Source organism: Pseudomonas sp. LH1G9 (genome assembly GCF_002949975.1).
In the GTDB taxonomy this organism is placed as follows: domain Bacteria; phylum Pseudomonadota; class Gammaproteobacteria; order Pseudomonadales; family Pseudomonadaceae; genus Aquipseudomonas; species Aquipseudomonas veronii.
The window spans coordinates 5,805,182-5,831,083 of record NZ_CP026880.1; the positions used below are offsets into that span (position 1 = coordinate 5,805,182).

The 25,902-nt window shown below is 62.3% G+C and carries 20 protein-coding genes; 5 read left to right on the forward strand and 15 right to left on the reverse strand.

Translation table 11 applies throughout. From position 1 onward, the window contains the following. Nucleotides 1–18: 18 nt before the first annotated feature. Nucleotides 19–315 carry a helix-turn-helix domain-containing protein gene (locus C5F70_RS26855; RefSeq protein ID WP_017844949.1) on the forward strand — a complete coding sequence of 99 codons (297 nt, stop codon included), beginning with the start codon at nt 19–21 and terminating at the stop codon, nt 313–315. Nucleotides 316–373: 58 nt separating this feature from the next. On the opposite strand, the gene C5F70_RS26860 is transcribed toward C5F70_RS26855, so the two are convergent. Next, on the reverse strand, nt 374–826 hold the full coding sequence (locus tag C5F70_RS26860) for a GNAT family N-acetyltransferase (RefSeq protein ID WP_104904317.1): 453 nt from the start codon (nt 824–826) through the stop codon (nt 374–376). Nucleotides 827–1,028: 202 nt separating this feature from the next. Between C5F70_RS26860 and C5F70_RS26865 the strand changes: the two genes are divergently transcribed. Next, nucleotides 1,029–1,766 carry an ABC transporter substrate-binding protein gene (locus C5F70_RS26865; RefSeq protein ID WP_046487940.1) on the forward strand — a complete coding sequence of 246 codons (738 nt, stop codon included), beginning with the start codon at nt 1,029–1,031 and terminating at the stop codon, nt 1,764–1,766. A 4-nt stretch (nt 1,767–1,770) separates the two neighbouring features. On the opposite strand, the gene yccS is transcribed toward C5F70_RS26865, so the two are convergent. The 10 genes from yccS to betI form a co-directional block, all read right to left on the reverse strand. Continuing rightward, the gene (gene yccS, locus C5F70_RS26870) at nt 1,771–3,954 is read right to left on the reverse strand and encodes a YccS family putative transporter (RefSeq protein ID WP_104904318.1); all 2,184 of its coding nucleotides are present in this window, start codon (nt 3,952–3,954) and stop codon (nt 1,771–1,773) included. 159 nt (nt 3,955–4,113) lie between these two features. Continuing rightward, nucleotides 4,114–5,292 (reverse strand): NAD(P)/FAD-dependent oxidoreductase, encoded by a 1,179-nt coding sequence (locus C5F70_RS26875; RefSeq protein ID WP_104904598.1) that lies wholly within the window; start codon nt 5,290–5,292, stop codon nt 4,114–4,116. Nucleotides 5,293–5,451: 159 nt separating this feature from the next. Then, nucleotides 5,452–6,789, reverse strand: a complete 1,338-nt coding sequence (gene dbpA, locus C5F70_RS26880) for an ATP-dependent RNA helicase DbpA (RefSeq protein WP_231590016.1) — start codon at nt 6,787–6,789, stop codon at nt 5,452–5,454. 131 nt (nt 6,790–6,920) lie between these two features. Beyond that, complete coding sequence (gene mdtD / locus C5F70_RS26885) at nt 6,921–8,348, reverse strand: multidrug transporter subunit MdtD (RefSeq protein WP_102617718.1); 1,428 nt, start codon at nt 8,346–8,348, stop codon at nt 6,921–6,923. Nucleotides 8,349–8,383: 35 nt separating this feature from the next. After that, nucleotides 8,384–9,274, reverse strand: coding sequence for an alpha/beta fold hydrolase (locus C5F70_RS26890; RefSeq protein WP_017844942.1), 891 nt, complete (start codon nt 9,272–9,274; stop codon nt 8,384–8,386). Between the two features lie 235 nt (nt 9,275–9,509). After that, a complete protein-coding gene (locus C5F70_RS26895) occupies nt 9,510–10,826 on the reverse strand; it encodes a TldD/PmbA family protein (RefSeq protein WP_104904319.1) in 1,317 nt (438 codons plus the stop codon). After that, nucleotides 10,826–12,268: a TldD/PmbA family protein gene (locus C5F70_RS26900; RefSeq protein ID WP_104904320.1), complete on the reverse strand. Its 1,443-nt coding sequence runs from the start codon at nt 12,266–12,268 to the stop codon at nt 10,826–10,828. Before C5F70_RS26900 ends, C5F70_RS26895 begins: the two co-directional genes overlap by 1 nt. Before the next feature lie 205 nt (nt 12,269–12,473). After that, a complete protein-coding gene (gene betA / locus C5F70_RS26905; protein WP_046381793.1) occupies nt 12,474–14,177 on the reverse strand; it encodes a choline dehydrogenase in 1,704 nt (567 codons plus the stop codon). A gap of 142 nt (nt 14,178–14,319) precedes the next feature. Next, nucleotides 14,320–15,792: a betaine-aldehyde dehydrogenase gene (gene betB, locus C5F70_RS26910; RefSeq protein WP_017844938.1), complete on the reverse strand. Its 1,473-nt coding sequence runs from the start codon at nt 15,790–15,792 to the stop codon at nt 14,320–14,322. Between the two features lie 110 nt (nt 15,793–15,902). Next, nucleotides 15,903–16,496, reverse strand: coding sequence for a transcriptional regulator BetI (betI, locus tag C5F70_RS26915; protein WP_017844937.1), 594 nt, complete (start codon nt 16,494–16,496; stop codon nt 15,903–15,905). A gap of 390 nt (nt 16,497–16,886) precedes the next feature. Between betI and C5F70_RS26920 the strand changes: the two genes are divergently transcribed. Further along, entirely contained in the window at nt 16,887–18,821 is a 1,935-nt protein-coding gene (locus C5F70_RS26920; protein WP_227778914.1) for a BCCT family transporter, read from the forward strand. A gap of 174 nt (nt 18,822–18,995) precedes the next feature. Here the strand turns inward: C5F70_RS26920 and choV are convergent, their stop codons facing one another. The 3 genes from choV to C5F70_RS26935 all read right to left on the reverse strand — a co-directional run bounded on the left by choV (nt 18,996) and on the right by C5F70_RS26935 (nt 22,033). Continuing rightward, nucleotides 18,996–20,174 carry a choline ABC transporter ATP-binding protein gene (gene choV, locus C5F70_RS26925; RefSeq protein WP_104904321.1) on the reverse strand — a complete coding sequence of 393 codons (1,179 nt, stop codon included), beginning with the start codon at nt 20,172–20,174 and terminating at the stop codon, nt 18,996–18,998. Continuing rightward, on the reverse strand, nt 20,171–21,016 hold the full coding sequence (choW, locus tag C5F70_RS26930; protein WP_017844934.1) for a choline ABC transporter permease subunit: 846 nt from the start codon (nt 21,014–21,016) through the stop codon (nt 20,171–20,173). The genes choV and choW overlap by 4 nt, the downstream gene beginning before the upstream one ends. Nucleotides 21,017–21,085: 69 nt before the next feature. Then, complete coding sequence (locus tag C5F70_RS26935) at nt 21,086–22,033, reverse strand: choline ABC transporter substrate-binding protein (RefSeq protein ID WP_017844933.1); 948 nt, start codon at nt 22,031–22,033, stop codon at nt 21,086–21,088. Nucleotides 22,034–22,448: 415 nt separating this feature from the next. Here C5F70_RS26935 and C5F70_RS26940 point away from each other — a divergent pair, with 415 nt between their 5' ends. Both C5F70_RS26940 and C5F70_RS26945 read left to right on the forward strand, forming a co-directional pair. Next, nucleotides 22,449–23,825, forward strand: a complete 1,377-nt coding sequence (locus C5F70_RS26940) for an L-serine ammonia-lyase (RefSeq protein WP_017844932.1) — start codon at nt 22,449–22,451, stop codon at nt 23,823–23,825. A 523-nt stretch (nt 23,826–24,348) separates the two neighbouring features. After that, nucleotides 24,349–25,452 carry a GlxA family transcriptional regulator gene (locus C5F70_RS26945; protein ID WP_017844931.1) on the forward strand — a complete coding sequence of 368 codons (1,104 nt, stop codon included), beginning with the start codon at nt 24,349–24,351 and terminating at the stop codon, nt 25,450–25,452. A gap of 94 nt (nt 25,453–25,546) precedes the next feature. Here the strand turns inward: C5F70_RS26945 and C5F70_RS26950 are convergent, their stop codons facing one another. Then, the gene (locus tag C5F70_RS26950) at nt 25,547–25,810 is read right to left on the reverse strand and encodes a hypothetical protein (protein ID WP_017844930.1); all 264 of its coding nucleotides are present in this window, start codon (nt 25,808–25,810) and stop codon (nt 25,547–25,549) included. Between the last annotated feature and the right edge of the window lie 92 nt (nt 25,811–25,902).

The window sequence follows — 25,902 nt, forward strand, 5'->3', positions numbered from 1 at the left end:
TTTCCAAGGCGGTTGACCATGGATGTGAGCAAGACCAAGAGCAGCTTCTACCGCCGCCTGTACGTGGCGTATCTGATCGACAGCCAGCAGGCCAGCAGCGTGCCGGCGCTGACCGAGGTGACGGGCATGCCCCGGCGCACCGCGCAGGACACGATTGCGGCATTGGCGGATCTGGATATCGTCTGCGAGTTCGAGCAGGAAGACGGCGCGCGCAATCATGCGGGGTGCTATCGGATTCGCGACTGGGGCGCGATCGATCGGCGGTGGATCGAGGCGAATCTGGCGTCGATCAAACAGGTCTTGGGTTATCCCTGAGGCTTGGCGGTCAGCTGGGCTGACGCTATCGCGAGCAAGCCCGCTCGCGATGGGGCCATCAGGCGCGCCGCATGCCGATGTGCGGAATGTCGTCCTCAAGGTATTCCTCACCCGCCACCAAAAAACCATACCGCGCGTAATACCCCCGCAAATGCGCCTGGGCTGAGAGAAAGATCGGCGTCTCTGGCCAGATATCGTCAATCTGCTTGAGGGTTTCCTCCATCAGCAGATGCCCCAGCCCGGTGCCGCGTGCCATCGGTGCCACGATCACCCGGCCGATCACCACATCCCCGGCCTGGGTCTCCGGGTCCAGCAGGCGCAGGTAGGCCACCAGGTCGTCGCCTTTCCAGGCCATCAGATGGTGGGTATCGCCTTGCAGGTCCTGCCCGTCGATGTCCTGGTAGACGCACTTTTGCTCGACAACGAAGACCTCGCTGCGCAGGCGCAGAATGGCGTACAGCTGTTCCTTGCCCAGGTCGTTGTGATGTTTGCAGACCCATTCGACTGTCATGGTGTGGTTCTCTTGGAAGTGTCTGTCCCGGATAGTAAGCGCGGCGGGCACTTCTGTCTAAATCGACTGTTTGGATCAGTGACATCAATCCGCCATCATTGTGTGCATTCAGCGGCGGGTTCTTTGTGTAATCTGAGCTACTGTTACATCCTCAGGCACCGCCTGAGCCAGGGCCACCGCCTGCCTGCCAAGGACTTTAAGCATGCCGCGATTCTCTCGTGCCGTTGCTTTGATTGGAATGTTGTTGCTGGCCCAGCCGGCGTTCGCACAGCGTCTGCGCCTGGTGGCAGATGCCTGGCCACCCTTTACCGATGCCACCTTGATCAATGGTGGGCTGGCTACCGATATTGTCAGCACAGCCTTGGCCCGCGCCGGTTATGCCAGTGATTTCGAGCAGGTGCCCTGGGCTCGCGCGTTGATGGGGGTCGGCGATGGGCGCTATGACGTGGTGGTCAACGCCTGGTATGACGAGGCCCGCACGCGCCTGGGGCAGTTTTCCGCTGAATACCTGATCAACCGCCTGGTTTTTATCAAGCGTCGCGACGATCCCATCGAGTTCCAGAACCTTGAGCAACTGCACAACTATCCCATCGCCGTGGTGCGGGGGTATGCGTATTCCGCGGCGTTCGACCAGGACACGCAGTTACAGAAAGTCCCGGTACACAACTTCGCCATGGCGGTGCGGATGCTCGTTGCGCGCCGGGTACGCCTGACGGTGGAGGACGAATTCGTTGCCCGTTATTACCTGGCGCAGGAGTCGGCGCGGGTGCGCAATGCGGTGGAGTTTTTGCCGCAGCCGTTGAGTGAAAACAGCCTGCATATTCTGGTCAGTCTGAAGAACCCCGAGCATGAGCAGATCGTTGCCGGTTTTGACCGCGAGATTGCCAAGATGAAGGCCGACGGCAGTTATGCGCGGTTGATGAAGCAGCACGGCATGTAGTGGCCTACGCCGCGCTGGTGTCTTTGATCAGGTGGGCCGCCAGGGTGCGCAACGGCCCCAACTGCCGGCAAATCAACGCCAGTTGCGTCTGCACCAGACGTTGCCCCTCATCGATCTCTTCCGGCATCTGTTCCAGCTCCGCAGCCAAGGCTTCCTCGGCATCGCTCTGAATCGAGATCGGCTGTTTATTGGCCAGCCCCGTGGCGATTTCGTCGATGCTCGCCGCCAGGGTTTTTCCCGCGCCGTCGATCAAGTGCTCGCGCACGTCGGCCGGCAGTTGGGTTTCGCGGTGCGCGCCGAGCCCCGACAGGTAGCTGAGCAAGGTGTGGGACAGCACCAGGAAGCGGAAGCCCACGTCGGCCTCCTTACGGAACTGCCCCGGCTCCATCAGCATATTCGCCAGGGTGGTGGACAGCGCCGCGTCGGCGTTGTGCGCGTTGCGTCGGGCCAGGCGGTAAGCCAGGTCGTCGCTTTTGCCGGCGGCGTATTGCTGCATGATTTGGCGCAGGTAGATGCTGTTGCAGGTCAGGGTATTGGCCAGCACTTTGTTCAGGCGCCGGCCTTGCCAGTCCGGCAGGAACAGGAACACGGTCAGGCCGGCAATCACGCTGCCGATCAAGGTGTCGAACAGGCGTGGCAGGAACAGCCCGTAGCCATCGCCCACCTGGTTGAAGCAGAACAGCACCATCAGGGTGATCGCCGCGGTGGCCAGGGTGTAGCGGGTGGTGCGGTTGATAAAGAACACCAGGCCCGCCGCGATGGCGAACATCGACTGCACCAGGGCGCTGGGGAACAGGTCGAACAGCGCCCAGGCCACGGTGAGCCCGATGGCTGTGCCGATGATCCGCTGGCCGAGCTTGCGCCGGGTGGCGCCGTAGTTGGGCTGGCAGACGAACAGGGTGGTGAGGATGATCCAGTAGCCCTGGGAAGCGTGGATCGCATGCAGGGTGCCGTAGCCGATGGTCAACGCCAGGGCCAGGCGCAAGGCGTGGCGGAACAGCAGCGAAGTCGGCGTGAGCTGGGTGCGCAGGCGCGTCCACATTTCCTTGAGGTTGCGTGGGGCACGGTCAAGCAGGTTGCTGTCGCTGGCGTCGGCCAGGGCGTCCGGGTTGCTCGCGTCGCCCAGCAGGCGGTCGAGGGTCGACAGGTTGGCCGCCAGCGCACGCAAGGAACGCAGCAGGCCGCGCCAGGCCGGGTTGCTCTGGATGCGCAGGTGTTCCATGGAGGCGTTCAGGTCGCCCAAGGCTTCGGCGAAGCTGGCGTCATAGATGAACGGCTGGCGCAGTTGGATCGATTCGGCCAGGGCCTCGCAGGCCTTGCCTTGCTGGCGCAGCAGGCGCTGGCAGCGGAACAGCACATCGCTGTGGAAGAAGGCCTCGGCCAGGGCGTTGTAGGGATAGTGCGACGAGCTGGCGCGTTCGTGGATGTCCTGGGCCAGGAAATACAGCTTGAGGTAACGACTGACCTTGGAGCCCGGCCGGCCATTGCCGACGCGGTGCAGGATGATTTCCTTCGCCGCATTCAGCGCGGCCACCACCCGGCCGTTTTGCTGGGCCAGCTCCAGGCGGCGCGCCTCCACGTTCAACTGGCGGATCGGCTCGAACAGCGACGATTTGAGCTTGAGGTAACGCCCCAACTCGCGAAACAACCGCGCCAGGCTCTGCTGCACCGGCTGGTTGGAAAACAGCACCTGCCACAGCACCGACAGCACACCGTACCAGGCGGCGCCGGCCACCAGCAGCAGCGGTTCGTGCCAGAAATCCGTGACGGCACCGCCGCGCTGGTCCACGCCGATCATGGTGTAGACCGACAGGATCAAGGTGGCCGACGCGATCGCGCCATAACGCTCACCGAGGGCGCCGAGCATGGTCAGGCCGAAACTCGCCAGGGCCAGGGCGACCGCGAAGGCCCAGGGGTAGGGGAACAACAGCTCCACCGACAGCGCGGCAATGCTGAAACACACCAGCGTCACCGCCAGGGCGTTGAGGCGGCCTTGCCAACTGTCGTCGGTCTCGGCCAGGGCACTGGCGATAATCCCCAGGAACAGCGGGATCAGCAGTGTCATTTCATCCTGATACCAGCACAGCGTCATGCTGCCGGTGAGGGCGATGAATACCCGAACGCTGTAACTGAATTTATCCAGTGCCCATAGGCGCCGCATGGACTGCTTGAACGAGGTCGATGACATGAAGGCTGGAGTCTTCCGGGACGATGCCGCTAAATTGAGCTATCAAGGACGCTGCGGCAAGGGTGGTGATCACATCACTGCACAAAATTTCTCCCGGGCACACTGAAAATCAAAATGTGGGAGGGGGCAAGCCCCCTCCCACATTTTTACCGCGTTGTGTCAGGCATATTGCGCGGCGGCGTAGCCGGAAGCCCAGGCCCACTGGAAGTTGAAGCCGCCGAGGTGGCCGGTCACATCCAGCACTTCACCGATGAAGTACAAGCCCGGGCTTTTCAGCGATTCCATGGTCTTGGACGACACTTCCCGCGTATCCACGCCGCCCAGCGTCACTTCGGCGGTGCGATAACCTTCGGTGCCTGCCGGTACCAATTGCCAGCTCGCCAGTTTTTGCGCGATGTCGGCCAGTTCGGCGTGGGTGTACTGCTTCATCGGCTTGGACACGAACCAGGTTTCTGCCAGCAGGTTGGCCATCTTCTTGGTGAAGATTTCACCCAGCAGGGTTTTCAGCTCGCTGTTGGGGCGCTCGGCTTGTTGCTGTTGCAGCCAGGCGTGGGCGTCGTGGTCGGGCAGCAGGTTGATCTCGACCGTGTCGCCGGACTCCCAATAGGAGGAAATCTGCAGAATCGCCGGCCCGCTCAGGCCGCGATGGGTAAACAGGAGGTTCTCGCGAAAGCTCTGGCCGTTGCAGCTGACCAGGCAATCGACCGACGTGCCGGATAACTCGCCGCACAGCTCCTTGAGCTGGTCGGTGATGGTGAACGGCACCAGCCCGGCGCGGGTCGGCAGCAGTTCGTGGCCGAATTGCCTGGCCACCTGGTAACCGAAGCCGGTCGCGCCGAGGGTCGGGATCGACAGGCCGCCGGTGGCGATCACCAGGGATTCGCAGCGCAGCTCGCCCAGGGTGGTCTGCAACTGGTAGCCGCTGTCGAGCTTGGTGATGGTTTCGATCGAGGTGTCCAGGTGCAGGCTCACGCCGGTCTGGATGCACTCGTCGAGCAGCATGCCGAGGATGTCGCTGGATTTGTTATCGCAGAACAACTGGCCGAGCTTCTTCTCGTGGTACGGCACGCCGTGCTTGGCCACCAGGCCGATGAAGTCCCATTGGGTGTAGCGGGCCAGGGCGGACTTGCAGAAGTGCGCGTTGTGCGAGAGGAAGTTCGCCGGTTCGGTGTACATATTGGTGAAGTTGCAGCGACCGCCGCCGGACATCAGGATCTTCTTGCCGGCCTTGTTCGCGTGGTCGATCAGCATCACCTTGCGCCCACGCCCTGCGGCGGTCAGAGCACACATCAAGCCTGCGGCGCCGGCGCCAATGATCACAACTTCGGTCGAGCGCAAAACGGTGTCCTCATACATGTTCTGATTTGAAATACAGTCAAATGTGGGAGGGGGCTTGCCCCCGATGGCGGTATGTCAGTCACCTGATGAGTTGACTGGTCCGCCGCCATCGGGGGCAAGCCCCCTCCTACAGGGGATCTCTATTGTTCGAAAGATCGTTTACAGGATCCGCACGCGCAGCGAGCGGCCTTTGATCTTGCCGTCGTTCAGGCGCTGCAACGCCTGCTTGGCGACGCTGCGTTCCACGGCCACAAACGCCTGGAAATCGAAGATCGCGATCTTGCCGACCTGGGCCCCCGGAATGCCGGCTTCACCGGTCAGTGCGCCGAGGATATCGCCCGGACGGACCTTGTCTTTACGGCCGGCGGCGATGCACAGGGTGCTCATCTGCGGCAGCAGCGGGCCACCGCTCTGTGGCTTGAGGTTGTCCAGTTGGTCCCAGTTCAGCGGCGACTTCTGCAACTGCTCGATGGCCTGGGCGCGGTGCGCTTCGGACGGCGCCACCAGGCTGATGGCGATCCCGGTCTCACCGGCACGGCCGGTGCGGCCGACGCGGTGGATGTGGATTTCCGAGTCGCGGGCCAGTTCGACGTTGATCACCATGTCCAGCGAATCGATGTCCAGGCCGCGGGCGGCGACGTCGGTGGCGACCAGTACCGAGGTGCTGCGGTTGGCGAACATCGCCAGCACCTGGTCGCGGTCACGCTGTTCCAGGTCGCCATGCAGGCCGACGGCGGAGATGCCTTTGGAGGTCAGGTGGTCGACGGTTTCCTGCACTTGCTGCTTGGTGAAGCAGAACGCCACGCACGAGGCCGGACGGAAATGCGCGAGGACTTTGGTGACGGCCTCCATGCGTTCTTCCGGCGAGATCTCGTAGAAACGCTGCTCGATCTGGTCGTCGGAGTGGAACGCTTCGGCCTTCACTTGCTGCGGCGCGCGCATGAATTTCGAGGCCAACTGCTTGATGCTCACCGGGTAGGTGGCCGAGAACAGCAGGGTCTGGCGGCGGGCCGGGGTCTTGCTGATGATGTCTTCGATGGCGTCGTAGAAACCCATGTCGAGCATGCGGTCGGCTTCGTCGAGAATCAGCGTGTTCAAGCCGTCGAGCACCAGCGAACCCTTGCGCAGGTGTTGCTGGATGCGGCCCGGGGTGCCGACGATGACGTGGGCGCCATGTTCCAGGGAGGCGATCTGCGGGCCGAGGGACACGCCGCCGCACAGGGTCAGCACCTTGATGTTGTCTTCGGCGCGGGCCAGGCGACGGATTTCCTTGGCCACCTGGTCGGCCAGCTCGCGGGTCGGGCACATCACGAGGGCCTGGCAGCCGAAGTAGCGCGGGTTGATCGGGTTCAGCAGGCCGATGCCGAACGCAGCCGTCTTGCCGCTGCCGGTCTTGGCCTGGGCAATCAGGTCCAGCCCCTTGAGGATCACCGGCAAGCTCTGCGCCTGGATCTGCGTCATCTCGGCATAACCCAGCGAGTCGAGGTTAGCCAGCATGGCGGCGGAGAGCGGCAACGTATTAAAAGCGGTGGCGATGGTGGTCACGGGACTGGCTCTGCAAAAACAAAATGTCGCGCAGTGTAGCAGTCCCGTGGGATTTTCCCTGCAAGTTCTCGACGAGACGCCTGCTAGTGTTCGATGTCGTGTTCGCGGCTGCCGATGCGTTTGCCGTCTTTTGGCGACAGTTGCAGGAAGATCGCCGCCGCCAGCATTGCCATGATGCCCACGGTGAGGAAGGTCAGCTGGAAGGCGCCGAGTACCGTGCTCACGCCGTCATTGCCCGATTCGGCGGTGAACCCGCCGAGCAGCGCACCGGCGCAGGCCACGCCGAGGCTCAGGGACAGTTGTGCCACCACCGACAGCAAGCTGTTGCCGCTGCTGGCCTGGGCATCGTCGAGGTCGATCAGGGTAACGGTGTTCATCGCGGTGAACTGCAAGGAGTTGATCGCCCCGAGTATCGCCAGCATGCCCAGCAGCAGCGGGTAGGGCGTCTGTTCGCTGACCAGGCCCATGCTCGCCAGCATCAGGCCCAAGGCCAGGGTGTTACCGGTCAGCACCACGCGGTAGCCCAGGCGTTCGATCAACGGCCGTGCAACCGACTTGGCCAGCATCGCCGCCGCCGCCAGGGGCAGCATGCTCATCCCGGCCTGGGACGGTGAATAGCCCAAGGCTACCTGCAACAGCAACGGCACCAGAAACGGCAAGGCGCCGCTACCCAGGCGTGCGAACAGGTTGCCCAGGATGCCCACCGCAAAGGTACGGGTCTTGAACAGCCCCGGCGCAAACAGCGGGTTATCGATATGCCCGGCGCGCAGCCAATAGGCCGCCAGGCAGGCCAGCCCGCCGAACAGCAGCAACATCACCCGCAGGTGCGGCAGGTGCAATTCGCCCAGGCCTTCCATGGCGATGGTGATCAACACCATCGCCGCGCCGAACAGCAGGAAGCCGATGCCGTCGAACCGCGTGCGCTCGCTGCCGCGCAGGTCGGGGATCAGTTTCCACACGGCGTAGCAGCCGATCATGCCCACCGGCAGGTTGATCAGGAAAATCCAGTGCCAGGTCAGGTATTGCACCATCCAGCCGCCCATGGTCGGGCCGAGCAACGGACCGAGCAGGCCAGGGATGGTGATGAAGCCCATGATCCGCACCAGCTCGGAGCGCGGATAAGCGCGCAGCACCACCAGCCGGCCGACCGGCAGCATCAGCGCCCCGCCCAGGCCCTGGACCACCCGCGCGCCGACGAGCATGGTCAGGCTGCTGGACAGCGCGCACAGCAGCGAGCCGATGCTGAACAGCATGATCGCGCCAAAGAAGATTTTCTTGGTGCCGAAGCGGTCGGCGATCCAGCCCGACGCCGGGATCAGCAAGGCGACGGTGAGCATGTAGGCGATCACCACCCCTTGCATGCGCAGCGGGTTTTCCGCGAGGTCCCGGGCCATCGCCGGCAGTGCCGTGTTGAGAATCGTCCCATCCAGCGATTGCATGAAGAAGGCAATCGCGACCACCCAGGGGAGCCAGCGGGCGGTCTTGGCATCGAGAGGGGCGCGATTCGGCATGGGATCCCTTTTGTTAGGAGGCTATGTGTCGGCGATTATGCGCCATTCGTCGCTCCTTTTCCCACTGAAGGTTCGTCTACATCCGACAACATCGCATGCTCGCCCACCAGGAAATCCAGCAGCGCGCGATGTACCGCCCGCGCCGCTTCGCGGGACTCCAGGTCGAGCAGATGCCCGGTATGTTCGGCGACGGCAAAGCTGCTGCGGCCTACGTAGTGCTGGAACAGTCGGGCCTCGGCGGCCGGGGTGTATTCGTCCAGCGTGCCGTTGAGGAAATGCACCGGCGTTTCGATCCGGCTGAGCTGTGGCAGGTAGTTGCCATCGCCCAGCGCCAGCACCTGGTGGATATGAAAGCGCGCCTGGCGGTATTCGGTGGTGGCCATGTTCGACAGGTGCCGATGGTTGTTGCGCTTGAGTCGCGGCGACAGGTATTTGCCCACGGTGTCGTTGAGCAAGTGGCCGACGGCGGATTTGTCGTCGGCTTCGATCAGCACGCGCACCCGCTCCACATAGTCGAGCATCGCCTGGTTGAGGTTCGGCGCCAGCGCCATCACCACCGAGCTTTCGATGGAGGGCGGGTTGTGTGCCAGGGTCAGCAGCGTGGAGATGCCGCCCCACGACGCCGATACCAGGTGGTTGACCTGGAAGCGCTCCACCAGCGCCCGCAGGATTTGCACTTCGTCGTCCTTGGTCACCAGGTCCAGGTCGGTGTTGTGCTCGCGTGAATAGCCTGAGAACGGTAAATCGAACAGCAGCACATTGAAATGCTCGGCCAGGCATTTACTGGTGCGGGCGAAGGAGCGCGTGGTGGATAGCGCGCCATTGACCATCAGCACGGTTTTCTTTTGCGGATGGTGACCTAGTTGCTCAACATGAACGTTGTAGTGCTTGAACAGCTTTTCTATGACAAAACTTCCATGGTTCATGTCAATGCTCCAGCTTGCCTTTTCCCGGGCGAGGTCATGCATCACGTGCGGGCACGTGGGTTAGGTGGCGGGGTGCCACTAACCGTTATAACGGGGTTTTTTACAGGCGACAACCGGCCTTGGGCGGGCGGTGAGAGAGGTCTGATTTAGCTGTAGGACATGTCGAAGCAATGCGTCTGAAATCAACACAAAACAATGTGGGAGGGGCCCCCTCCCACAAGCAGACTACTGTCGGTCAGAGGGTCAGGGTCAGGCGCTTGACCAATGCCCCCGGCAACAGATTGGACGCGGTGTTGCGCTGGCTGTAGGTACTGGCCGACAGCAACAGTTCGCGCTCTGCGGTCAGCGCTTCGAGTTGTGAGCCGAGCAGGCTGTAGACGCTGTCATCGAAGCGCATGGTGCTGACCGGCGCCTTGATCTCGCCGTCTTCCACCCAGAACGTGGCGAACCGCGTCATGCCGGTCAGGCGCGCTGCCGGCAGGTCGGAATAGTTCAGGTACCACAGGTTGCTGATGTACAGCCCGGTGCCCAATTGCTTGAGGATATCGGCCTGGGCCAGGCTGCCCGCCGCCATCTGCAACGCGCTGGGGGACTCGTCGCTGCTGGCGCCGTTGGCGCTGAGGCCGTATTCGGCGGCGCTGCGCGAATTGACCAGTTGGCCGGCGCCCTGGCCGGCGTTGATCAGCGTGACGTCACTGCACGGGTAGCCTTCGCTGGAGAACGCCGGGCTCAGCGAGCCGCTGATGTGCTCATCCACCGTCACCAGAGTGCTCAACGCCTGCTCGCCGGCATACAGCCGCTGTAGCGAGCTGCTTTTACTGGCGATGGCCTGGGCGGAAAAACCGCCCCAGGTGATGATGCTGATGATTTCTTCCAGGGCTGCCGGCGCCAGGTAGGCGCGGTACTCGCCGGGCGCCAGCTTGTGCAGTGGCCGTCCGAGGAATTCCAGCTGTTCGCGAGCCTGCTGGAAGCGGCGGGCGAACTCGGCGCTGTTCCATTCATTGCCGGCGTAACTGGCTTTGACCGCTTCGCCGTTGGCGTGGAACAGGCTGAAGTCGAAGTTGAAACTATTGGCCTGATGCCAGCCGAACGCGCCGTCCGAACTGGCGAAGCCACGGCTGATCGGGCCAGCGGCGTAGAAGCCGACCAGATCGACGCCGTGTGCCGCCTGGCTGATGTCTTCCAGCACCTGGCCCAGCTCGGGCAGCGGCCGGGCCTGTTCGTTTTGGCTCTGCCAGGCGTTGTGGTTCAGCAACAGGTACGGATCGTGCGGCAGCAACGGCAAGGTTTCGCGCAACTGTTGCAGGCCCGCGGCGAGGCGCTGGCGGTCCAGCGCCGGCTCGCCGCCGAGGGTGATGCCGAGGTCGGCATGACGGCCATCGTTGATCAGTTTGAGGGTCAGGCTGGCCTGTTGCACCTGCCCGGCCTGACGCACCTTGGCGTGGTTGAAACGCACGAATTCGGACGATTCCGCGGCGTAGCCCAGGTGAAATTGTTCTTTGTCGGTGAGGGCCTGCTTGAGCCACTCCACCAATGCCTTGAAGTTGTTCATCAGGCGTCTCCCCCAAATACGTCGACATGGCTGAATACACAGGCGGGCGAGGCATGGCCGACGCGGATCACCTGGTTGGGCTCGCCTTTGCCGCAGTTCGGCGTGCCCAACACCTGGAAGGTGCTGGCGTCGCCCACGGCGCTGAGGTTGCGCCAGAACTGCGCGGAGATGGCGCGGTAGTTGGGGTTTTTCACCACGCCTTTGAGCTCGCCGTTTTCAATCAACTGGCCCCATTCGCAACCGAACTGGAATTTATTGCGCGCGTCGTCAATGGACCACGAACGGTTGGTCGACATCAGGATGCCGTGTTCGATGCCGCCGATCAGTTGCGCCAGGCTCTGGTCGCCGGCCTCGATGTTCAGGTTGGCCATGCGGTCGATCGGCGGGCGGTTCCAGCTGCTGGCGCGGCTGTTGGCGACGCCGCTCATGCCCGCGCGAAATTGCGACAACGCCCCGCCCAGCGGCTTGAGCAGCAGCCCCTCGCGGATCAGGAATTGTTTGCTGGCCGGGGTGCCGTCGTCGTCGTGGCCGTAGCTGGCCAGTTGTTCGGGGATGTCCGGGTCGAAGGTCACGTTGAGCAGCTTGGAGCCGTATTGCAGGTGGCCGAAGTCGCTGGCCTTCACAAAACTGGTTCCGGCGTAATTGCGCTCGTCACCGAGGATGCGGTCGAGTTCCAGCGGATGGCCGATCGATTCGTGGATCTGCAGGATCATCTGGTCGGGCATCAACAGCAGGTCGCGCGGGCCCTGCGGCGTGTTCGGCGCCAGCAGCAGTTGCAGGGCTTCGTCGGCGATGCGCGGTGCGGCGCCGACCAGGCCGAAGCGCTCGATCACATCAAACCCGCCTTGCTGGCCGAAGTTACTGCCGCCGAGGGTGCGCGACTGGCTGTCGTTGCCGTCGTAGGCCGTGACGTTGACGCCAGGGAACACCAAACGCTGGGCCTGGCGCAGTTCCGCGCCGGCGCTGTTGAGGTAGATCTGTTCGACGTGGCTCAGGCCGAGGCTGACTTCCCAGTTCACCAGGCGCTCGTCCCGGGGCACGGCCGCGGATTCAGCGCCGAGCAATTGGTAGCAGTCGCTCAAGGAGGGGAAGGCTTGCTCAAGGTGGGGCGACAGGTAATCGGCGACGTCGCTGGACACGTGTTGCTCGCGCAGGTCGAGCAGGGCGTGGGGTTTTATCAAGCGTGCTTGCTGTTCGGCACGCTCGAGCGCGGCTTGCAGGCCGGGCAGGGAAATATCGTGGGTCGCGGCGTAGGTTTCGACACCGTTGACGCGCACGGTGAGCATGGCGCCTTCGTCGTGGTTCAGGTGCGGCGGTGCGGCGACGTTCTTGCGCACCGACAGGTAGTGGCCGGATTCGCGCACGTAACGCAGGGAGAAAAACTCGGCGGTGGTGCGCAGGGCACTGAAATGCTTTTTGAGTGTGGCGTGGTGTTCGAACATGGGGCCTTCCTTGTGGGCGGCTCAGCGCGGGCAGACGAACAGAGTAGGCCTGGGCTGGGGAGCGGATCAAGGAGAGTGTAGGCGTAAGGTTTGCGGTGTTGGGTCGGGCCCTATCGGGGGCAAGCCCCCTCCCACATTTCGATGTGTGAATACATTCAAAGTGTGGGAGGGGGCTTGCCCCCGATAGGGCGACACGGTCTTCCAGTTACTGCGCAGTAGGCCCCACTTCACGCATCGGCTTGCCCCGCACCGGCGCATCGCCTGCCACGTAGTAGTCCGCGGTGCTGCGCGGCAGTGGCTTGCGGCCACGGATCTTGTCGGCGATTTTCTCGGCGATCATGATCGTCGGCGCGTTCAGGTTGCCGGTGGTGATGATCGGCATGATCGACGCATCGACCACCCGCAGGCCCTGCATGCCATGCACGCGGCCTTCGCCATCCACCACGGCCATCTCGTCGCTGCCCATCTTGCACGAGCAGGACGGGTGGAACGCGGTCTCGGCGTGTTCGCGGATGAACTGGTCGAGTTGCTCGTCGGTTTGCACCTCGATGCCCGGGCTGATTTCGCGGCCACGGAACGGGTCGAGCGCCGGCTGCTGCATGATTTCGCGGGTCAGGCGGATGCCATCGCGAAATTCCTGCCAGTCCTGCTCGGTGGCCATGTAGTTGAAGAGAATGCTCGGGTAGTCCCGTGGGTTCTTCGACTTCAATTGCACGCGGCCACGGCTCGGCGAACGCATGGAGCCCATGTGCGCCTGGAAACCATGCTCTTTCACGCCGTTGCTGCCGTTGTAGTTAATCGCCACCGGCAGGAAGTGATACTGGATGTTCGGCCAATCGAAGTCTTCCCGGGTACGGATAAAACCGCCCGCTTCGAACTGGTTGCTGGCGCCGATGCCGGTGCCGTTGAACAGCCACTCGGCACCGATGGCCGGTTGGTTGTACCAGAGCAGCGACGGGTACAGCGACACCGGTTGGGTGCAGGCATATTGCAGGTACAGCTCAAGGTGGTCCTGCAGGTTTTCGCCGACGCCGGGCAGGTCGTGGACCACCGGGATGTCGAGGCTTTCGAGCAGTTTGGCCGGGCCGACGCCGGAGCGTTGCAGCAGTTGCGGCGAGGCGATGGCGCCGCTGCACACCAGCACTTCTTTACGCGCACGGGCTTCGACGCGTTCTTCGGCGGCGCCGATCAGGTAACGCACGCCGACCGCACGCTTGCCTTCGAACAGTACTTTGTCGGTCAGGGCATGGGTGACGATGGTCAGGGTGGAACGCTTTTTAGCCGTGTCCAGATAACCGCGTGCGGTGCTGGCGCGCCGGCCGTTTGGCGTGACGGTACGGTCCATCGGGCCGAAGCCTTCCTGTTGGTAGCCGTTCAAGTCTTCGGTACGCGGGTAACCGGCCTGTACGCCGGCTTCGACCATGGCGTGGAACAGCGGGTTGTTGCCGGCCTTGGGCGTGGTCACGCTGACCGGGCCGTCGCCGCCGTGGTAGTCGTTGGGGCCGATGTCGCGGGTTTCGGCTTTACGGAAATACGGCAGGCAGTCGAGGTAGGTCCAGTCTTCCAGGCCGGGCAGTTTCGACCAGTTGTCGTAGTCCATGGCGTTGCCACGGATGTAGCACATGCCGTTGATCAGCGAGGAACCGCCCAGGCCCTTGCCGCGCCCGCATTCCATGCGACGGCCGTCCATGTGCGGTTCTGGATCGGTCTCGTAGGCCCAGTTGTAGCGACGGCCCTGCAGCGGGAACGCCAGGGCGGCGGGCATCTGGGTGCGGAAGTCGAGACGGTAATCCGGGCCGCCGGCTTCCAGCAGCAGGACGGTGACGCCTTCGTCTTCGGTCAGACGGGTCGCCAGGGTGTTACCGGCGGAGCCGGCACCCACAATGATGTAATCGTATTCTTGGGACATTGAATGCACCCTCTTTGAAGTGTGGTCAGGTCGGGCCTCATCGGGGGCAAGCCCCCTCCCACCTTTGAAGGTATTCACAATTCAAATGTGGGAGGGGGCTTGCCCCCGATAGCGGCCTCACAGGCAACGCAAGGCTCAGGCTTTAGAACACCGAGGCGTAATCGCCCAACTCGACCTGTACCGATTTGATGCGGGTGAAGTTGTTCAGCGAGCTGATCCCGTTCTCACGGCCCACGCCCGACTGTTTGTAGCCACCGACCGGCATTTTCGCGTCGGACTCGCCCCAGGCATTGATCCAGCAGATGCCCGCTTCCAGTTGATGAATCACGCGGTGGGCGCGGTTCAGGTCCTTGGTCACCAGGCCGGCGGCGAGGCCGAAGTCGGTGTCGTTGGCGCGGCGGATCACTTCTTCTTCAGTCTCGTAGGTGAGGATGCTCATCACCGGGCCGAAGATTTCTTCACGGACGATGGTCATTTCGTCGGTGCAGTCGGTGAACACGGTCGGGGCAACAAAGGCGCCTTTGGCGAAGTCGCCGTCGGTCAGGCGGTCGCCGCCGCACAGCACGCGAGCGCCTTCGGCCTTGCCCTTGGCGATGTAGCCGAGCACGCTTTCCATGTGGGCGAAGCTGACCAGCGGGCCGAAGTTGGTGTTGTCGTCCTGCGGGTCGCCGATGCGGATGCGCGCAACACGTTCGGCGATCTTGGCTTCGAACGCGGCTTGCAGGTGCTTGGGCACGAACACGCGAGTACCGTTGGTGCAGACCTGACCGGAGCTGTAGAAGTTGGCCATCATCGCGATGTCGGCGGCGCGGTCCAGGTCGGCGTCCTCGAACACGATCAGCGGCGACTTGCCGCCCAGTTCCATGGTCACTTCCTTGAGCGAAGAGCTGGAGGCGCTGGCCATGACTTTCTTGCCGGTGTCGGTGCCGCCGGTGAACGAGACTTTCTCGATGCGCGGGTGCTCGGTCAGCCAGGTGCCGACCTCACGACCGCTGCCGGTCAATACGTTGAACACACCGGCCGGAACACCGGCCTCGGTGTAGATCTCCGCCAGTTTCAGGGTGGTCAGCGAGGTGACTTCGCTGGGTTTGAAGATCATCGCGTTACCGGCGGCCAGGGCCGGTGCGGATTTCCACAGGGCGATCTGGATCGGGTAGTTCCACGCGCCGATACCGGCGACCACGCCCAGCGGCTCGCGGCGGGTGTAGACGAACGAGGTGTCGCGCAGCGGGATCTGCTCGCCTTCGATGGCTGGCACCAGGCCCGCGTAATATTCCAGCACGTCGGCGCCGGTGACGATGTCGACGTACTTGGTTTCGGAGAAGGATTTACCGGTGTCCAGGGTTTCCAGGGCGGCCAGTTCGTCATTGCGCTCGCGCAGGATGTCGACGGCACGACGCAGGATGCGCGAACGCTCCATGGCGGTCATGGCGGCCCAGATTTTCTGGCCTTTTTCAGCGCTGACCACGGCACGTTCAACGTCATCGAACGTTGCGCGTTGCACTTGGGCGAGAACTTCACCGTTAGCCGGGTTGATGGCTTCGAAGGTGGCATCGCTGCCAGCGTCGCTGTAGCCGCCGTCAATGTAGAGTTTTTGCAGGTCGAAACGGGCCATAAAGTCCTCGCAAGTGCATAAGTGGTTGGCGTTAACCACTGAGGGGTGGCCAATAAGAGTCTGGCAACACCGATCAGTGGAGGTTCAGGGGTTGAGCGGTTATGTGTGCTCTAACTCACCTGCTTGGCCAATTGGAAATCCATGTATTCGTAAGCGATCCGTTGCGCCTGCGCCGTGTCGAATTCATCTCCCGACAGGGCGCCGCGCAACCACAAACCGTCGATCAAGGCCGCCAGGCCTCGGGCTGCGCTGCGTGCATCCGGCAGCGGCAACACGCGGCGGAACTGGCAGCACAGGTTGGAATACAGGCGGTGATCGTTGATCCGCTGCAACCTGTGCAAAGACGGGTGGTGCATGCTGGTCGCCCAGAAGGCCAACCAGGTTTTCATTGCCGGGCCGTTGACCTGGCTGGCGTCGAAGTTGCCGCCGATGATCACTTGGAGGTGCGCCCGTGGCGTGTCCTCCGTCAACGCTTGTCGCCGTTCGTGGACGTTCTCGATCAGCACATTCATCAAGTACCGCATCGTGGCCGCGATCAGGCCGTTCTTGTCCTTGAAGTAGTGACTGATGATGCCGTTCGAAACGCCGGCCAAGCGGGCGATCAGCGCAATGCTGGCATCTCCCATTCCGACTTGATCGATGGCCGTCAGCGTGGCTTCGATCAGTTGTTGGCGGCGTATGGGTTGCATACCGACCTTGGGCATGGAGTACCTCTCCTCAGGCCTGCCGGCGGGCGATGACGTCCGTCGACTCGATGGCCAGTCTATTTTGTTTTGATTGAACGTTCAATCAACAAAGAATAAGCTCTGCGACAAATGGTCGCTGCCTGCCGGTATTTCCTACCGGTAGGTGGCGACATCTGACACCTGTGAAAACCCTTGAAACAGGCCATTTCAGAGCCTGAACACCGCCTCGGCGGGCTCAAGAATTTTCGGGGTGTCTTTATAACACCCGTCCGTCGACTGCCGAAAAATCGATGAGCACGGGATCACCGCTGCCTTGTGTTTCTCTCTCGCACTGCCTGGAGCATCTGCGCCATGAGTTCTGCCTCTCTAATAAAAACCCCACCGGAAAAGGTGCGGGTCAACGGTTGGGTGTTCTACACCTCCACCGCACTGATTCTGTTGCTGACCGCCATTTTGATCATCGCCCCGCAAGAGGCCGGCCGGATGCTCGGCGTGGCGCAGGCGTGGTTATCGAAAAGCTTCGGCTGGTACTACATGCTGGTGATCGCCGCCTACCTGGTGTTTGTGGTCGGCCTGGCGTTTTCGTCCTACGGCAAGTTGAAACTGGGCAGCAAGGACGACACCCCGGACTTCAGCTACGGCGCCTGGGCCGGCATGCTGTTTTCGTCGGGTATCGGCATCTCGTTGCTGTATTTCGGCGCGTCGGAGCCGTTGGACCATTACTTCAACCCGCCCGAAGGCGCGGCCGCCAGCAACGGCGCGGCGCGCCAGGCGCTGCAATTGACCTTCCTGCACTGGGGCCTGCACGGCTGGGCGATCTATGCGCTGGTCGGCCTGGCCGTGGCGTACTTCGCGTACCGCCATAACCAGCCACTGGCCCTGCGTTCGGCGTTGTACCCGCTGGTGGGCGAGCGTTGGGTCAAAGGCGCGGCCGGCCACGCGGTGGACGGGTTCGGCATGTTCGTGACCCTGCTGGGCCTGGTGACCAACCTCGGTATCGGCGCGATGCAGGTGTCGTCCGGCCTGGAAAACCTGTTCGGCATGCAGCACAGCAACACCAACCTGCTGATCGTGATCATCGTGATGAGCACTGTGGCGACCATTGCCGCCGTGTCGGGGGTGGAGAACGGCATTCGTCGCCTGTCCAACCTCAACATCGTGTTGTTCAGCGGCTTGCTGATCTTCGTGCTGTTGTTCGGCCCGACCCTGCACCTGCTCAACGGCCTGGTGCAGAACACCGGTGACTACCTCAACGGCATCCTCCTGAAAACCTTCGACCTGTATGTGTACGAAGGCGACGCCGACAAGACCGAACGCTGGATGGGCCTGTGGACCCTGTTCTACTGGGCCTGGTGGATTTCCTGGGCGCCGTTCGTGGGCATGTTCATCGCACGGATTTCCCGGGGCCGCACGGTGCGTGAACTGGTGGCCGGCGTGCTGCTGATCCCGCTGGGCTTCACCCTGGCGTGGTTGTCGATCTTCGGTAACTCGGCGCTGGACCTGGTGTTGAACCAGGGCGCGGTGGCGTTGGGCAAGACGGCGCTGGAACAACCGTCGATGGCCATCTACCAATTGCTGGAGCATTACCCGGCGTCGAAAATCGTCATCGGCGTGTCGATCTTTGTCGGCTTCGTGCTGTTCCTGACCCCGGCGGACTCCGGCGCGGTGATGATGGCCAACCTTTCCTGCAAAGGCGGCAACGTGGACGAAGACGCGCCGCACTGGCTGCGGATCTTCTGGTCGGCGGTGATCACCCTGGTGACCATCGGCCTGCTGTTTGCGGGTAACTTCGAAGCCATGCAAACCATGGTGGTGCTGGCGGGGCTGCCGTTCTCGGTGGTGCTGATTGTCTTTATGTTCGGTTTGCACAAGGCGATGCGCCAGGACATGGCGACGGAACTGGAGCAGGCGCAATTGGCCGAGCGTGGCCGTCGTGGTTTCAGCGAGCGATTGACCGCCCTGGACCTGCAACCGAGCCAGGCCACGGTGCAGCGCTTTATGGACAAGCACGTCACGCCGGCGCTGGAAGACGCGACGAAGGCGTTGCGCGACCAGGGGCTGGATGTGCAGACCCTGTTGGGCAAATCCAAGCGTTGCATCGGCGTGCGTATCGAGATGGAAGAGGGCAACCCGTTTGTCTACGAAGTGAGCCTGGACGGCTACGCGGTGGCGTCGGACGAACTGCCCGAGGCGGAGCGCGCCCGTTACTACCGGGCCGAGGTGTACCTGCACAACGGGCCTCAGGAGTACGACCTGATGGGCTTCGCCCAGGAGCAGATCACCCGGGACGTGCTCGATCAGTTTGAAAGCCATCGGCAGCTCCTTGGCCGTGTCTATAGCTGATGGTTGAAGCCTGGTGGTGTCCCCACTGACACCACTGGGGCAAAAAATGTGGGAGGGGGCTTGCCCCCGATTGCAGTGTGTCAGTCAGCTCGTCTGTTACTGATACACCGCTATCGGGGGCAAGCCCCCTCCCACATTTTGACCCTGTTTCTCCAATGGGTTATGCGGTGTTTGTTAGCCCAGGTTCTTGCCCAGCAGGGCATGGTAGAGCTCGCTGTCGCCAAGAATCCCCACCACCTGGTTGTTGTCGTGCAACACCAACTTGTTGCCCGTCTGGTAGCGGATCTGCAGCGCATCGCGCATGCCGATATTCGAGTCCACCAGTGTCGGCAGGCGGCCCAGGCCTTCCACGGGTTGCCCCGGTGCCCAGTTCTGCAGGTTCATCACCGCGCCATTCTGGCGTGCGCCCCGGATGGTGTTGCCTTCGGCCAGGTCGAGCCACGAGTCGCCGCCCGGATCGAGGCATACCGAGCCGTTGATGCGTTTGCAGTTGTCCAGCGTCCGCATCAGGCTGCGCCCGCACAGCACGTTCAGCGGGTTGGTATGTGCGACGAAGGTACGCACATAATCGTCCGCCGGGTTCAGCACGATCTCTTCCGGCACGCTGTACTGGATGATCTTGCCGTCTTTCATGATCGCGATGCGGCTGCCGAGCTTGAGGGCTTCGTCGAGGTCGTGGCTGACGAACACAATGGTCTTGCTCAGCTTGTTTTGCAGCTCCAGCAACTCGTCCTGCAGGCCTTGGCGGATCAGCGGGTCGAGGGCGGAGAAGGGTTCGTCCATCAGCAGGATGTCGGCGTCCATCGCCAACGCCCGCGCCAGGCCGACGCGCTGCTGCATGCCGCCGGAGAGTTCGTCCGGCTTCTTGTTACGCCATTGGCTCAGGCCCACCAGTTCGAGCTTTTCGTCCACCAGCTTGCGCCGGTCTTTCTCCGGGCGGCCCTGCATTTCGAGGCCGAAGCTGATGTTCTCGCGCACGGTCAGCCAGGGCATCAGGGCGAACTTCTGGAATACCATGGCGATGCGTTTGGTACGCATCATTTTCAGCTCGGCCGGGGTGCAGGAGGCGATGTCGATCTGGCGCCCTTCATGCTCGACGAACAACTGGCCACGGCTGACGGTGTTGAGGCCGTTGATGCAGCGCAGCAGGCTCGACTTGCCGGAGCCCGACAGGCCCATCAGCACACAGATCTCGCCTTTTTCCACATCCAGGCTGGCTTTTTCAACGCCGACGATCTGGCCGGTCTTTTTCAGGATCTCGTTACGGCTCATGCCCTGGTCCAGCAGCTTGAGCGCTTCGCGTGGGTCTTTGGAGAAGATCACGTCGACATTGTCGAATCGGATAATGCTCATGCATCACCCCCTACTCTGGCGTCGGGTTGTTTGCAGATGCGGTCGAGCATGATGGCCAGCAGCACGATCGCCAGGCCGGCTTCAAAGCCCAGGGCGATGTCGGCGGTGTTCAGTGCGTTGACCACCGGCTTGCCGAGGCCGTCGGCACCCACCAGGGCGGCGATCACCACCATCGACAGCGACAGCATGATGCATTGGGTAATGCCGGCAGCAATGCTCGGCATGGCGTGGGGCAGTTCAATGCGCGAGAGCAATTGACGGCGCGAGCAGCCGAAGGCTTTGCCGGCGTCCATCAACTCTTGCGGTACATCACGGATACCCAGGTAGGTCAGGCGGATCGGCGCGGCAATCGCGAACACCACCGTGGAAATCAACCCAGGCACCACACCCAGCCCGAAGAGGGTCAGGGTAGGGATGAGGTAGACGAAGGTCGGTACGGTCTGCATCAGATCGAGCACCGGCCGCATCAGGGTGTAGAACATCGGTTTGTGCGCGGCAACAATGCCCAGCGGCACGCCGATGACCACGCAGACCAGGGTGGCGAACAGCACCTGCGCGAGGGTCTCCATGGTTTCCTGCCAGTACCCCAGGTTGAGGATCAGCAGGAAGGAGGCGATGACAAAAACAGTCAGGCCCCATTTACGTTGAATGAAGTGAGCCAGCAGCGCAATCAGACCGATCAATGCCAGCGGATTGAACCAGGTCAGCGCGAACGTCACGCCGTGGATCATCGTTTCCAGGGTCGATGCGATTGCGTCGAAGTAGTTGGCACCGTGTTGGGTCAACCATTCGACGAAGGCAGCGATGTACTGGCCTAGTGGGATTTTCTGTTCAGTCAGCATGGTAGTGAATGTCCACATGCGAAGGGGAAAACATCCCGGGCCAGCGCACCAGCCCGGGGTCAGCAGGGATTACTTGGCGAGGTAAGCTTTGACGGCCTCCAGACCTGGTTTGCCATCGACGGTGGTGACACCGGCAAGCCAGGTATCGAGCACTTGCGGGTTCTTCTTCAGCCAGGCCTTGGCCGCGGCGTCGGGTTTCATCTTGTCGTCCAGGACGTTACCCATCAGGGTGCTTTCCATGTTCAGGGTGAACGACAGGTTTTTCAGCAACTGGCCGACGTTGCTGCATTCCTGGGTGTAGCCCTTGCGCACGTTGGTGTAGATGGTGGCCTGGCCGTAGTTGGGACCGAACGAGTCGTCACCCCCGGTCAGGTACTTCATCTTGAAGCGGGTGTTCATCGGGTGCGGTTCCCAGCCGAGGAACACGATGGCCTTGCCGCGCTTGGTGGCGCGTTCGACCTGCGACAGCATCCCGGCTTCGCTGGACTCGACGACTTTGAAACCGGCCGACTTCAAGCCGAACGCGTCCTTGTCGATCAGGGTTTGAATGGTGCGGTTGCCGTCGTTGCCAGGTTCGATGCCGTAGATTTTGCCTTCCAGCTCATCCTTGAATTTGGCGATATCGGCGAAGTCTTTCAGGCCTTTGTCATACAGCGCCTCGGGAACGGCCAGGGTGTACTTGGCGTTTTCCAGGTTGGCGCGCACGGTTTCCACGGTGCCGGCATCACGGTATGCCTTGATGTCGTTTTCCATGGTCGGCATCCAGTTGCCGAGGAAGATGTCCATGTTCTTGCCGTCGGCCAGGGACTTGTAGGTCACCGGCACCGAAATCATCGTGGTGCGCGGCTTGTAGCCGAGGCCCTTGAGGATTTCGCTGGTGGTCGCGGTCGTGACGGTGATGTCGGTCCAGCCGACATCGGAGAAGTTGACGGTCTGACATTGTGCCGGTTCTGCAGCGTGCGCCAGGACTGGCAGACTCAGCATGGCGGCCAACAACAACGAGGGTGAACCTTTCATGGGGCTAGACTCCTGTGTACTTTCTGGCGGCATTCGCCGCGCTTTATAAGTGTTGCGGTTGGAACGTGCTTTGAGGCGGCGGCACGGTGCCTTGCCAACGAGTCGAGACTGATCATGTACCAGTGAAAATCTGACGCCTACAGGGGGCGTCGTATCCAGTACAGGCAGGGTCGCATCCAGTGTCGGTGACGTCGTTTACAGATTTTTCCTAAGGTAAAACCGCTGTTTTTACCCATCTGCACCGCTAAAAACGCCCAAAACAGGCCCTTGTTCGTGAGCGACGCTGATGAGCATGGTTGCGTCGGTGTGAGACGCCGTGATGGCGGATAAAAGCCTGATGATGCCGCCATCTGGGCGATCTGAGCGTAGCACCTCGTTCAAGCCTGGCCTGTGCTTATCGAGGAGTTCCACGGCAATGGCTATCAGTGTTTTCGACCTGTTCAAGATCGGCATCGGGCCTTCGAGTTCTCACACCGTCGGCCCCATGCGCGCCGCAGCGTTGTTCGTTCAACGGTTGCGTGAACGTGAATGGTTGGAACAGGTGCGGCGCGTCGAAGTTCAGCTCTACGGCTCATTGTCGGCCACCGGCATCGGCCACGGCAGCGACACCGCAACCATCATGGGCCTGATGGGCGAGTGGCCGGACGCAATCGATCCGGCGCAGATCGGCCTGCGTATCCATACCCTGCGCGAGACCGACACGCTGCTGCTGGACGGGCGTTTACCGGTGCCTTTCGTGTGGGCGCGGGACATGCGCCTGCTCGACGAAAACCTACCGTTCCACCCCAATGCCATGACCCTGGTGGTGTTCGGTGCTGACGGCGAGTTGCACCGCGACACCTACTACTCCGTCGGCGGCGGCTTTGTGGTGGATGAAGCCCAGGCGCAAAGCGGCGTGGCGGATATGGACCGCAGCGCATTGCCCTATGAATTCTCCAGCGCGGTGGAGCTGCTGCAACTGTGCAAGAGCCATAACCTGCGCGTCGCCGAGCTGATGCTGGCCAACGAAAAAGTCTGGCGCTCCGAGGATGAAATCCGCAGCGGCCTGATGACGCTCTGGCGCGCCATGCAGGCGTGCGTCGAGCAGGGCCTCAAGCACGAAGGCATCCTGCCCGGCGGCCTGAATGTGCGCCGTCGCGCCGCCAAGTTGCACCGCAGTTTGCTGGAGTTGAGCAAACCCAACGTGATCGGCTCGACCTTGAGCGCGATGGAGTGGGTCAACCTGTTCGCCCTCGCGGTCAACGAAGAAAACGCCGCCGGCGGGCGCATGGTCACCGCGCCGACCAATGGCGCGGCGGGGATCATCCCGGCGGTGCTGCACTACTTTATGAAGTTCAGCGACGACGTCACCGAAGCCAACGTGGTCGACTACCTGCTCAGCGCGGCGGCGGTGGGCATTCTGTGCAAGAAGAACGCCTCGATCTCCGGCGCCGAAGTCGGCTGCCAGGGCGAGGTCGGCTCAGCCTGCGCCATGGCGGCGGCGGGGTTGGCGGAGATCCTCGGCGCCACCCCGGAGCAACTGTGCAACGCCGCCGAAATCGGCCTGGAACACAACCTCGGCCTGACCTGCGACCCGGTGGGCGGCCTGGTACAAGTGCCGTGTATCGAGCGCAACGCGATTGCCGCGGTGAAGGCGATCAACGCCGCGCAGATGGCCCTGCGCGGCGACGGCCAGCACTTTATCTCCCTCGACCGGGTGATCCGCACCATGCGCGATACGGGGGCGGACATGCATGACAAGTACAAAGAGACGTCGCGGGGTGGGTTGGCGGTCAGTGCGGTTGAGTGTTGAGACCGCGTCGCCGCTATCGGGGGCAAGCCCCCTCCCACATTTTGAATTGTGAACTCGGTCGAGTGTGGGAGGGGCGGTGCGACGATTCGACTTGCCCCCGATAGCGCCAGTCCAAACAACCCTGCTCATAAAGTGAACACCAAAACCAAAAGCGCCACCTTTTAGCGCGTCGCAAACAGATAAGTAGCCCCCAAACGATTTCCCCTCCGACCACCCGTCACCCGTGCCTGCGGTGACAGACGCTTGCTTCGCCCTCAAAGCGCCTACCCACAAGTGCTACCGATCTGCTCACAGCCCTTGAACGGGGCCGTTTGCGCCGCCGATTCGGGGCATATTCCGCACTTCGTACAGGGGCTTGTCTAGACACATCAAGAGGTCGTTTTCAGGAGTTATTGAATGGCCATTCAAATTTAGGCATGGCAATTGCTCTATCAACTCAACGCCTCTCTCTGCATCAGAGACGAGCGCAATAACAAGAGCCTCGCCTGAGGCCATCACCCGCTTTGTGTGAGGAGATACCGCGATGACGTCGTTCAACTCCGGGGCCCAACCCCAGAACCGTGCGCCTCAATCCATCGGCTTTCTGCTGCTGGACAATTTCACGCTGATTTCCCTGGCTTCGGCAGTGGAACCGCTGCGCATGGCCAACCAGTTGTCCGGGCGCGAGTTGTATCGCTGGACAACCCTGAGTGTCGACGGCAACCAGGTGTGGGCCAGCGACGGTTTGCAAATCACCCCCGATGCCGCCATGCACAAAGCCCCGGCCCTGGACACCGTCATCGTGTGCGGCGGCGTGGGTATCCAGCGCACCGTCACCCGTGAACATGTGTCGTGGCTGCAAAGCCAGGCGCGCCAGTCCCGTCGCCTCGGCGCGGTGTGTACCGGCAGTTGGGCCCTGGCCTGCGCCGGGTTGCTCGATGGCTTCGATTGCAGCGTGCACTGGGAATGCCTGGCGTCGATGCAGGAAGCCTTCCCGCGCGTGTCGATGAGCACCCGCCTGTTCACCCTCGACCGCAACCGCTTCACCAGCTCCGGCGGCACCGCGCCGCTGGACATGATGCTGCACCTGATCAGCCGCGACCACGGCCGTGAACTGTCGGCGGCGATCTCCGAGATGTTCGTGTACGAGCGCATCCGCAATGAACAGGATCACCAGCGTGTGCCGCTCAAGCACATGCTCGGCACCAACCAGCCGAAGTTGCAGGAAATCGTCGCGCTGATGGAAGCCAACCTCGAAGAACCGATCGACCTGGATGAGCTGGCGGTGTACGTCGCCGTGTCGCGGCGCCAGCTGGAGCGGCTGTTCCAGAAATACCTGCACTGCTCGCCGTCGCGCTACTACCTCAAGCTGCGCCTGATTCGCGCACGGCAGTTGCTCAAGCAAACGCCGATGTCGATCATCGAAGTGGCGTCGGTGTGCGGGTTCGTGTCCACGCCGCACTTCTCCAAGTGCTACCGCGAATACTTCGGTATTCCGCCACGGGATGAGCGCGTCGGTTCCAACACCACCCAGCAGGTGGCGATGATGCCGATTCCGCCGGCCTTGGTGTTGTCCCCGTTGTCGGGGCCGATGTCGGCGTTGAGCCAGGCGCGCAATGAGTCGACGTTTGCCAGTGTGAGGCTCTAGACCGAGTCGCCTGCATCGGGGGCAAGCCCCCTCCCACATTTGACTGTATTCACAATTCGAGTGTGGGAGGGGGCTTGCCCCCGATAGCGGTCTGTCAGACGCCGGAGTTCTGTTTGAACTGCATCAGCGCCGGCAATAACTGCCTGTCGATCGCCTGCCGCACCGCCGGCAGAATCGTCGCACTGCCGCTGTACATCTGCTCGACCATGCCCTTGAGCGCCTTGGCCCGCGCTTCGCTCAAACCGCGTACCGCACATTCACAGGCCTGCTCGGCGCTGGCGCCGCTGGACACCTCGAAACCGAGCGAGCGCAGTTTGCTCAGCAGGTCATCCTGGTCAATCAAATCCGCGTGCATCATGACGTTTATCCTGGTGAAGGGAGCGGGGGGATCGATTTGGATTCTGGTAGCCGACCAGGCGGTCGGCAAGGGCAGAATGCACGAATGGCTCG